Source organism: Neobacillus cucumis, from assembly GCF_023715505.1.
In genome coordinates, this window is record NZ_JAMBOH010000123.1 from 1 (window position 1) to 407 (window position 407).

Genomic DNA, 407 nt, shown 5'->3' on the forward strand with positions numbered 1-407 from the left:
CACGTTCAGTTCTTCGAACCTAGTGCATAACTTAACATGAGGGTTCTCCTTCCCGGGGGTTTGCCTTCGAGCCAAATCTTCAATTCTTCAACACAAATAGTTCTGAGATAAAATCATACATTACATAAGTTTACATTTAATCTAATTAAGCAACTTTTGATTGAGTAATTTGTTTATTTTCAATGGTACAACCGATAGCCCAAATAAATCCAAGCAATTCTCTAGCGACAGCAACAACAGCTACTTTGCCACCTCTTCCTTTAGCAGATATACGATGATATTTCATATGAAGACGGTGCTGAGCCTTCCAAGCAATACGTTGTGCTTCAGGATCTTGACCTTCTTGCCGTTTAAGTAATTCACCTTTAAGAGAAGGTCGATGACGATAAGACCAACAGATTTCTACA

At 38.3% G+C, this 407-nt stretch carries 1 pseudogene; it reads right to left on the minus strand.

From position 1 onward, the window contains the following. Positions 1 to 145: 145 nt before the first annotated feature. Positions 146 to 407: pseudogene (locus M3226_RS31705) on the minus strand (IS110 family transposase); the annotation flags it as partial.